This is a genomic window from Tissierella sp., assembly GCF_052089545.1.
Taxonomy (GTDB): Bacteria; Bacillota; Clostridia; order Tissierellales; family Tissierellaceae; genus Tissierella_A.
Genome location: NZ_JBQDAA010000006.1, coordinates 24,076 through 31,113 on the forward strand (window position 1 = coordinate 24,076; position 7,038 = coordinate 31,113).

The window sequence follows — 7,038 nt, forward strand, 5'->3', positions numbered from 1 at the left end:
GTAGTAATATATATATAAACTTGGGTATAAAGTAATAAAGAAACAAAATGTATCGAAATGCCAATTAAAATTGTATATTATTTTTAAAAAGTATTATAATGAAAGTAGGAGGTGAGCTACTATGTATAATTTAAATGATAAGATGGTTAGGATTTTAGAAGTTAGTCTTAGCAATTATAAAAATGTATCAAAAGGTAGAGTAGAGATGGGAAATATTTTGAACATAGAAGATGAAAAGGGAGATATACTAGGTATTTATGGACAGAACGGTTCAGGCAAAACCTCAATTATTAGTGCTGTAAACATTATTAAAGATATATTTTCTGGGGATTCATTACCAAAAGATATTGATGAATACATTATGAGTGGGAAAGAAGAGATGGAAATAGATATATTGTTTTTTATAAAAGATTACAATAAAAGATATAAGGTAAAATATAATGTTGTATTTTTTAAAGATAATATGAATACATTTATAAAAGAAGAGTCAATATACTATTGGTACAAAGAAGCTGAAGCTACAGATTGGAACAGGATAAAAGGATTAGTAGGGAATAGATATAATGAAAAGTACATGTATCCCAAATATAGAAATGAAGAATTAATAAAGGTGTATGATAAAGCTGGGTTTTTACTTGATAAGAAAAAAGAATTTGAAAACCGTAAAAGTCTAATATTTTCAGAAAAATTTATAGGGAAAATAGCTGAAAATTCTTCAAGTTTAGGTGAAGAATATGAGATTTTAAATATACTGCAAAAATATGCAAGATCAAATCTATTTATCATAGACAATAAAAAAACAACTCTAAACTATGCCAATATTTTAGTTCCAATAAAGAATAAAAAAAATGAAGACATCAAACACACTCCCAAAAAGGTCTTGGAGATTGGAATGGGTGAGTCAGTATATTTAAGAAAAGAAGTAGTGTTTGAAATAGAAGATAGTCTTCAATTAGCCAATAAAGTTATAAGTGAAATAATACCAGAATTAGAGATAAAAATAAAAGAGTTAAAAACACAGGATGATAAGGTATTAATAGAACTTCTAGCTTGTAGAGATGGTAGAGAGATTCCGATGAAGTATGAATCAGATGGTATAAAAAAGATAGTTGCAGTCATTCATCTGCTTATAGCCATGTTTAACAATAGATCAATAACAGTCTTGATTGATGAACTAGATGCAGGAATATTTGAATTTTTATTGGGTGAAATTATTGAAATACTTGAAGAAAGGGGGAAGGGACAGTTAATATTTACATCTCATAATTTGAGACCATTGGAAATATTAAATAAAAATAATTTAGTATTTACAACAACAAATATAAACAATAGATATATTAAATTAAAAAATGTAAAAACTAATAACAATTTAAGAGATATGTATTATAGAGATCTAGTTTTAGGTGGACAGGATGAAGAAATATATGACACAACCAAATCAGCTAAAATAGCTAGAGCTTTTCGAAAGGCTGGTAGATAGATTTTGACTAGAAAAAAAGTAGTATTATTTATAGTTGAAGGTATAACAGAAAGAGAAAGTTTAGAACTACTATTAACTGAACTAATAAATGATGATAGTCAAATAATATTCGAAGTAGTAGGAGGAGATATTACTTCAGATAAATATATTAGAAGAGAAAAGATTTTAAAAAAGATTGAAGAATTAATTGAAGATGGTGGAAAGAGGAAATTTAAGCCTAGTGATTATAGTGAAATAATACACCTTGTTGATACAGATGCTGTATTTATTTCAGAGGAAAATATTTATAGAAATAATAGATTAAATAAACTTGTATATAAAGAAGATGGTATATACACTAAATATGTAAAAAGCGTGGTAGAAAGAAATAAGATAAAAAAAGAAGTACTAAACTTTTTATTAACTATAAATAAAGTATATGGAACTGTTCCATATAGAATGTTTTATTTTTCATGTAACCTAGAACATGTACTCCATGATGAAATACAGGTTAATAGTAGATCCAAGGTTCGATATGCTGAAGATTTTCAAGATAGATATATAGACGATTTAGAGAGCTTTATAGACTTTATTTGTAATAGTGATTTTTCAGTCAAGGAAAGATATAAAGAAAGTTGGGCGTTTATAAAGAAAAACAATAATTCAATTAAAAGATATACTAATTTCAATATCTTATTAGAAGATTATGTAAATGAATAAAAGGATGGAGATAGATATTCAATATTATAAATATGGAAAAAAGGAAATAGACTATTTAAAAAATAAAGATTCTATATTAGGAAAAGAAATAGATAGGATAGGTATGGTTAAAAGAGTTGTAAATCCTCATATATTTTCTGCTTTGATATCTAGTATAATAAGTCAACAAATTTCAACTAAAGCAGCTAGAACTGTAGAAAACAGGCTGATAGAACTTATATCTAGTATTACACCTGAAAACATAGATAAGCTTCAGGTAGAAGATATACAGAAGTGTGGAATGTCTACAAGAAAGGCAGGCTATATTAAAGATGCATCCTATGCTGCAATTTCTAAGACTATGGATTTTGACAACTTATATAAATTAGAAAACAAGGAATTTGTAAAGGAACTAACAAAACTTAGAGGGGTTGGGCCATGGACAGCTGAAATGCTCCTTATACATTCACTCCAAAGAGAAGATGTAATAAGCTATAAAGATTTAGGTATTCGTAGAGGAATAGAAAAGTTGTATGATATTGAAGATTTAACAAAAGAAGAATTTAAGATATTTGAACAAAGGTATAGGCCATATGGAACTGTGGCTTCAATATATTTATGGGAAATCTCTCATAGGAATAAGTAAAAAAATAATTCAGCCCCTAATATATTAGAAGCTGAATTATTAAATAATACTATTTTATTATTCTAAATTTACCTATTAATGGTAGTTCTTTAGCTTTACCATTAAATCCATTCATTAACCCCATAATGCCAAGTACTAATGATAGTATTCCAAAAGGTATCATTAGAAGCCAACCTAATATTGGGATCATGCCTAGTACAAAGTTACCACCTACTACCAATATAAAAAGCAATAATCCTTGATTTGCATGGAACTTAGCAAATTTAGACTCGGGTGCTGTTAATAATGGAAGAAAAAATATAAAATATGCCAATCCTGCCATGGTCTTATTTTGCTCTATATCTTCTAAATCATATTCTGCTTCAAAGTTTTTTTCAGTCATTGTAGTACCTCCTCACGTATTTATAAATATTTAATATAATATATGTGACAGATATTATATATGTGCTATTAAATAATATATACCCGATACTTTATTAATGTAACACATTAATCCGATAAAGCAGAAATGAATTAAGAAAATTCAATTCAAAAGGTATTTTAATATAAAATCAGTAGATATTATTAAGATTTTAAAATAATTATTAAATAAATATAAACATCCTTGATTATTGCAATAATCAAGGATGTTTATATTTGCATAAAGGCAATCTAGACTTTATGGTATAAGTTTTATATGCTTTTTAATTCTTTATTTACAAGATCATTGAAAGTAGGTAATCCAGAAACTTTAGCTGCTAAATCAGTCATAGGTATAATATCACTTCTATCTATATCTTTTAATTCAAATTTTCTATTAAGAGCCATAAATTGACGTAAACCTGTAGATATACGATTTATATATGAATATACTCCTATAGCACCTCCTGGTATGTCTGTTGCTTTATCTCCATAAATCTCCTTTAATTGTTTTATATTGCTAAATATTTCTTCTTTACTTTCTCCAAATCTTTTATAATCCTTAGGAACTCTTCCTTTTTTAAGGGAATCTTCAACTTGCTTACCAACAAAAGCTGCTGCCATATTTCCTCGACCAACTGCTATAAAATCTACAAAAGGTGCACCAAGAGCCAACCCTTTATAGATGCTATCTTCCATAGTAAATCCACCAGCTATTGCAATTTGAGGTAGGGAATAAGCTTTTTCTTTAAATCGACTTAATATATCGTATAAGAGGCTTTCCATATAAACTGTAGGAATACCCCACTCATTCATCATCTTAGCAGGACTATGGCCTGTTCCGCCTCCACCACCATCAAAGGTGATTAGATCAACACCTGCTTTAGATGCAATTTTAATAATTTTGATGAGATCTTTTGGATCATATGGGCCAGTCTTAAATGTAATACGTTTTGCACCTAGTTCCCTTAGCTTGGCAACACGTTTAACAAGTATATCTTCATTCCACATAGGAAGTTTACCTATCTTTTGGAAGGGCTGGCCAATCCCATTCTTATAGTTTTCAGCTACAATAGGATCGGATGGATCGGGATATACTACATGACCTCTTTTTTGAAACATTAAAGCTTTTTCAATACTATCTAATCTTCCAAATCCTTGGATTCCTTTTGCTGCTTGACCAAATTTTATTTCTACTGATTTTATATTTAATTTTTCAATTGCATAATCTAATACTCCCAAATATTCATCATCATAGTTAGCTTGAAGAACTATATTACCATATCCATGGTAATATTTTCTAAAAGCATTTACCATATCTTCTATAAGGGGAGAGCGTGAAACTTTTCCATCTTCAAAAATAACACCTGGATCTTTATCTACAACACTTTCACCTATAAAAGCAATTGTTCCAGCTAAGGCTGCACCAGCAAAATAATCTTGCCAGTTTAACTTAGCTAAAGCGGGTAGAATGACAGGAGTTTTCAACTTTATTTTATTTTTTATTCCAAAATATGTATTAAGATTTGCTTTTGGAAAAGTTGCTAGAAATGGATCTTCATCACAATTTGTCGCACCAAAAACTCTACCATTAATATTAAAATGAGAAAAATCTAAAGGATAATTTTTTTGGGATGCAAATTGATTTACATCTGATTTATAAGGATTTGTTGCCTCATCACCACGTGTTGCAGATAAACCTATTTCACAAGGACCTAGGCAATTTTCTGTACACACTGCACACATCCCAGAAAATGGAGACACATATTCTGGAGTTCGTAGTTTAGTATTTGTAATAGAAGTTCCTAAAACTGGACTGAAAGACATAATAAAACCTCCTCAAGTTATAGTAGTAATCAAAAGTTTGTGACATATGTTCTTTACACTTTTAATTATATAGTATTCAGAATATTATATCAACCATAGTTTCTAGCTTAGTTGTTGTTTCACTTAACTTATGATAAGGTGTATCCAAGTAAAGAAACGGACTTAAGATAGTGATACTATAAAAGAGGTGATATCAGTGGTTAGACTTATACCAGTTGCTATTATTATTATAGTTTTAGTGCTAATGGCAAGGGGTGGAGGGCCACCTTGAGCAAGGAAATAAACACTTAGATTTAAGTGTAAGAACAAAATATAAATATATCATAAAAATAAAGGGGAGATTAGATTGAATAAGATTGCTTTTTTTCCATTTAAGGGCGAGAAAATGTGTTTTATGCATGTACTTATTAATGCAATAGACCTACATGAAAAGGGTGTAGATACTAAGATAATAGTAGAAGGTGAAGCGGTAAAACTTATAAAAGTATTAGAAGAAGAGGAGAATAAAGTCTATTTGAAGACTAAGGAGCTAGGATTATTTGATAGTATCTGTAGAGCATGTTCAGCTCAAATGGGTGTATTAGAATACAATGAAAAAACAGGAATACCTATAAAAGGTAATGCAAATGGTCATCCGGCTATGTATGACTACATAAAAGATGGATATGAAATAATTACATTATAGAAATACATAGAAGATATTATCTTGGGAATATTTTATTCTATATTGGCAGGGGTTTTGGGTGCTATGATAGTTAAAGTAAAGGACTGTATTATATATTAATAAAAGAGGTGATACTTACATGTATATAAATCCTTATTATAAAAAGATAAAGGGGAGTTATATATTATTGATATCTTGTGGATACTGTAAAACTGACATCGCTAAATATCAAAAGGTAGGAAAAGGCAATGTATTAAGACTGAGCATAGATAGGATTATTGAATTATCCACTAAACTTTCTAAAAAACTTACATGTCCCTCTTGTGGCAAAATTTTAGGAACAAGAGTATTTTTAAAAAAGGAAAACAGAAAGTTTTATAAGATGTTTAGAAGTACATTTAATACTAAAAATATAAACTATTAAATAGTCAAAGATTTAGTAGGATATGTATGTATGAAAAAGATGGAAGGCTATTGAAGCTTTCGAAGATTAATTTTAAATATAATATAAAAATGCTATTATGTTGACCGACATAATAGCATTTTTCTTGTTTTTTCAATATGCTTAATTTAATTGTAAAGACTTTTTAGCAGCCATAACTGCATCTACTACATAATCTGCATCGATAACTTCAGAACCTTCTACTAGGGTATCTTCATCAACGCCATTGTGAATCATACAAGCTGAACAAACTTTAAGCTTGCCACCAGCTTCTAAAAATTCAGGTAATAACTTTGCAATAGGTTCAAAAGGTGCACCTATATCTATCTTGTCTGCATAACCTCTTGAAGCTAGATGAACAGCATCTGACAAGAGGATTAACTGTACATCATGACCCTTTTGTGCTGCTTTTAATCCCATAGTAAAGGCTATGGTAACATTATTTGAATCCCTCTCGTGTTGAGTTAAAGTTACTAATAAATCAATATTTTCCATTATAAAAACCTCCTAAATTATTTTTATATTTGACATATACCCATAACTATTCATTTAATGCATAATATGGATAATTATAGATCGAAGCATTTGTTTTCAATAAAATTAAGGATTTAATAAACTGTTTTTATACTCAGAGGGAGTTTTATTAGTAATTTTTTTAAAGGTAATATTATAATAATTTTGATTATTAAAGCCTACATCTAAGGCTATATCAAGCATTGATAAATTACCTTCCTTAAGTAGATCCATACTCTTTTTAACTCTTAATTCATTTAAAAATTGAGTAAAAGTTTTACCGGTTTCTTTTTTAAATAATGAGCAAAAATAGCATTTATTTACATTAAGGTAAGTAGCCCTATGTGGTAGGATAGTTGTCGTAAACTAATAATAGTGTATAATTAAAA

Annotated in this window: 9 protein-coding genes; 5 read left to right on the forward strand and 4 right to left on the reverse strand. The window is 28.8% G+C overall.

The window, feature by feature from the left end; translation table 11 throughout:
- Nucleotides 1-121 precede the first annotated feature (121 nt).
- From ACTHW2_RS01275 to ACTHW2_RS01285, 3 genes are read left to right on the forward strand one after another with little or no spacing between them, the layout of a single operon-like run.
- On the forward strand, nt 122-1,480 hold the full coding sequence (locus ACTHW2_RS01275) for an AAA family ATPase (RefSeq protein WP_442261904.1): 1,359 nt from the start codon (nt 122-124) through the stop codon (nt 1,478-1,480).
- Nucleotides 1,481-1,483: 3 nt separating this feature from the next.
- Nucleotides 1,484-2,179, forward strand: a complete 696-nt coding sequence (locus ACTHW2_RS01280) for a hypothetical protein (protein ID WP_442261905.1) — start codon at nt 1,484-1,486, stop codon at nt 2,177-2,179.
- Nucleotides 2,172-2,804 (forward strand): DNA-3-methyladenine glycosylase family protein, encoded by a 633-nt coding sequence (locus ACTHW2_RS01285; RefSeq protein WP_442261906.1) that lies wholly within the window; start codon nt 2,172-2,174, stop codon nt 2,802-2,804. The genes ACTHW2_RS01280 and ACTHW2_RS01285 overlap by 8 nt, the downstream gene beginning before the upstream one ends.
- A gap of 49 nt (nt 2,805-2,853) precedes the next feature.
- Here the strand turns inward: ACTHW2_RS01285 and ACTHW2_RS01290 are convergent, their stop codons facing one another.
- Together ACTHW2_RS01290 and ACTHW2_RS01295 are read right to left on the reverse strand one after the other, a co-directional pair.
- Nucleotides 2,854-3,186: a DUF4870 domain-containing protein gene (locus tag ACTHW2_RS01290; protein WP_442261907.1), complete on the reverse strand. Its 333-nt coding sequence runs from the start codon at nt 3,184-3,186 to the stop codon at nt 2,854-2,856.
- A gap of 290 nt (nt 3,187-3,476) precedes the next feature.
- A complete protein-coding gene (locus tag ACTHW2_RS01295) occupies nt 3,477-5,030 on the reverse strand; it encodes a glutamate synthase-related protein (protein ID WP_442261908.1) in 1,554 nt (517 codons plus the stop codon).
- Nucleotides 5,031-5,376: 346 nt separating this feature from the next.
- On the opposite strand from ACTHW2_RS01295, the gene ACTHW2_RS01300 reads away from it, so the two are divergent.
- Together ACTHW2_RS01300 and ACTHW2_RS01305 are read left to right on the forward strand one after the other, a co-directional pair.
- Complete coding sequence (locus ACTHW2_RS01300; RefSeq protein ID WP_442261909.1) at nt 5,377-5,715, forward strand: cytoplasmic protein; 339 nt, start codon at nt 5,377-5,379, stop codon at nt 5,713-5,715.
- A 118-nt stretch (nt 5,716-5,833) separates the two neighbouring features.
- Nucleotides 5,834-6,118, forward strand: a complete 285-nt coding sequence (locus ACTHW2_RS01305) for a hypothetical protein (RefSeq protein WP_442261910.1) — start codon at nt 5,834-5,836, stop codon at nt 6,116-6,118.
- A 141-nt stretch (nt 6,119-6,259) separates the two neighbouring features.
- Here the strand turns inward: ACTHW2_RS01305 and ACTHW2_RS01310 are convergent, their stop codons facing one another.
- Nucleotides 6,260-6,631, reverse strand: coding sequence for a DsrE family protein (locus tag ACTHW2_RS01310; protein WP_442261911.1), 372 nt, complete (start codon nt 6,629-6,631; stop codon nt 6,260-6,262).
- Nucleotides 6,632-6,736: 105 nt separating this feature from the next.
- A complete protein-coding gene (locus ACTHW2_RS01315) occupies nt 6,737-7,003 on the reverse strand; it encodes a helix-turn-helix domain-containing protein (RefSeq protein WP_442261912.1) in 267 nt (88 codons plus the stop codon).
- Nucleotides 7,004-7,038 lie beyond the last annotated feature (35 nt).

Coding starts and splice junctions, on each gene's coding strand:
- ACTHW2_RS01275 (WP_442261904.1), top strand. CDS start 122: ATGTATAATTTAAATGATAAGATGGTTAGGATTTTAGAAGTTAGTCTT.
- ACTHW2_RS01285 (WP_442261906.1), top strand. CDS start 2,172: ATGAATAAAAGGATGGAGATAGATATTCAATATTATAAATATGGAAAA.
- ACTHW2_RS01290 (WP_442261907.1), bottom strand. CDS start 3,186: ATGACTGAAAAAAACTTTGAAGCAGAATATGATTTAGAAGATATAGAG.
- ACTHW2_RS01295 (WP_442261908.1), bottom strand. CDS start 5,030: ATGTCTTTCAGTCCAGTTTTAGGAACTTCTATTACAAATACTAAACTA.
- ACTHW2_RS01305 (WP_442261910.1), top strand. CDS start 5,834: ATGTATATAAATCCTTATTATAAAAAGATAAAGGGGAGTTATATATTA.
- ACTHW2_RS01310 (WP_442261911.1), bottom strand. CDS start 6,631: ATGGAAAATATTGATTTATTAGTAACTTTAACTCAACACGAGAGGGAT.